The sequence below is a fragment of the Corallococcus sp. 4LFB genome, assembly GCF_046520365.1.
In the GTDB taxonomy this organism is placed as follows: Bacteria; Myxococcota; Myxococcia; order Myxococcales; family Myxococcaceae; genus Corallococcus; species Corallococcus caeni.
The window spans coordinates 1-1968 of sequence record NZ_JBKGHJ010000878.1; the positions used below are offsets into that span (position 1 = coordinate 1).

The 1968-nt window shown below is 71.0% G+C and carries 2 protein-coding genes; both read left to right on the forward strand.

Annotated elements, in window-relative coordinates:
• Window positions 1–133: 133 nt before the first annotated feature.
• Window positions 134–1678 (forward strand): phytoene desaturase family protein, encoded by a 1545-nt coding sequence (locus ACLEQD_RS42265; protein ID WP_410391613.1) that lies wholly within the window; start codon window positions 134–136, stop codon window positions 1676–1678.
• Window positions 1675–1968 (forward strand): squalene/phytoene synthase family protein (locus ACLEQD_RS42270; protein WP_410391615.1); only part of this gene is annotated, 294 nt, incomplete at its 3' end. The genes ACLEQD_RS42265 and ACLEQD_RS42270, both read left to right, overlap by 4 nt.

A 1968-nucleotide genomic window follows, 5' to 3' on the forward strand; every position in this document is an offset into this window, starting at 1 on the left:
GAGCGCGCGGTGGAGCGGGCCTCGCGCGCGGCGCGGCGGAGCCTGCAGGCGTTGCCCAACCCCCACGGCATGCGGGACTTGCTGGACGCCCTCATCCGCCGGCTCGCGCGTCGCGCTTCCTGAGGACACCGTCATGAGCGCACAGGGCAAGCGGGTGGTGGTGGTGGGCGCGGGGGTGGGAGGGCTGGCCGCGGCGGCGAGGCTCGCGCGGCAGGGCTTCGACGTCCAGGTCTTCGAGAAGACGCACGGCCCCGGCGGCCGGTGCAACCAGCTCCAGGTGGACGGGTTCACCTGGGACGTGGGCCCCACCATCGTGTTGATGCCGGAGGTGTTCGAGGAGACCTTCCGCGCGCTGGGCCGCCGCATCGAGGACTACCTCACGCTCATCCGCTGCGACCCGAACTACCGGGTGCACTTCCGGGACGGCTCCGACGTCACCTTCACGTCCGAGCTGTGCACCATGGGCCGCGAGCTGGAGCGCGTGGAGCCCGGCAGCTTCCAGCGCTACCTGGCCTTCATGGCGCAGGGGCGCGACCAGTACCGCATCAGCCTGGACCACTTCGTGGGCCGCAACTTCAACGGCGTGCGCGACTACTTCTCCCCCGGGGTGCTGGCCAAGATTTTCAAGGCGCGCGCGCACCGCCGCATGTACGCGGACGTCAGCCGCTACTTCCAGGACGACCGGCTGCGCGCGGCGATGACGTTCCAGACCATGTACCTGGGCGTGTCCCCCTTCGAGTCGCCCGCGGTGTATGGCCTGCTGCCCTTCACCGAGCTGGGCGTGGGCATCTGGTTCCCCAAGGGCGGGCTGTATGCCATTCCCCTCGCGCTGGAGCGGCTGGCGCGCGAGGAGGGCGTGACGCTGCACTACGGCCGTCCGGTGGAGCGCATCCTCACGGAAGGGGGGCGCACCACGGGCGTGCGGCTCGCGGGCGGTGAGGTGGTGGCCGCGGATGCCGTCCTGTGCAACGCGGACCTGCCGTACGCGTACGAGAAGCTGCTCGACCCGAAGGACGCGCCGTTCAAGCGCGGCGGGAAGCTTCGCTTCACCTCCAGCGGCTACATGCTCTACCTGGGCATGAAGAAGCGGGTGCCGGGCCTGCTGCATCACAACGTGATGTTCGGCCGGGACTACGCGGGCTCCTTCGACGACATCTTCCAGCGCTTCCGCGTGCCGGAGGACCCCAGCTTCTACGTCAACGTGCCCACGCGCACGGACCCCTCGCTGGCGCCGGAGGGGAAGGACTCGCTCTACGTGCTGGTGCCGGTGCCGCACCAGCACGCGGACCTGGACTGGAAGGTGGAGGGCCCGAAGGTGCGCGCGAAGGTGTTCCAGCGCATGGCGGAGCTGGGCTACCCGGACCTGGAGGCGGACATCGAGGTGGAGCGCGTCTTCACCCCGGATGACTGGGCGGGCACGTACAACCTGGCGCGCGGCAGCGCGTTCGGGCTGGCGCAGAACTTCTTCCAGATTGGCCCCTTCCGCCCGGCCAACGTGGACCCTCGCGTGAAGAACCTCTTCTTCGTGGGGGCCTCCACTCAGCCGGGCACGGGCCTGCCCACGGTGCTCATCTCCGCGCGGCTCGTCACCGAGCGGCTGATGGCGTGGGCGCACCAGCAGGGCGTGGCGCTGTCGCCGCGCGAGGGCGCCCCGGCGGCGGTGGAGGTGGCGGCATGAGCGGCATCGCTTCTCCGGCGCTCATCGCCCGGGGCTACCAGCGCGCGCGGGTCGTCACGCGCCACCACGCCAAGAGCTTCTTCTTCGCGTCGTACCTCCTCTTCGGCCAGCGGAAGAAGGCGGCCTTCGCGCTGTATGCCTTCTGCCGGCGGCTGGACGACCTGGTGGACGCGGGCGAGAGCGCGCTGCCCGGCGAAGCGCCCATGTCCCTGGCGACGCGGCTGGCCCGGGCGCGCGAGCGCGTGGCGGAGGTGTACCTGCCGCTGCCGGAGCTGGCGTCCCAGGAGCTG

Coding starts and splice junctions, on each gene's coding strand:
- ACLEQD_RS42265 (WP_410391613.1), top strand. CDS start 134: ATGAGCGCACAGGGCAAGCGGGTGGTGGTGGTGGGCGCGGGGGTGGGA.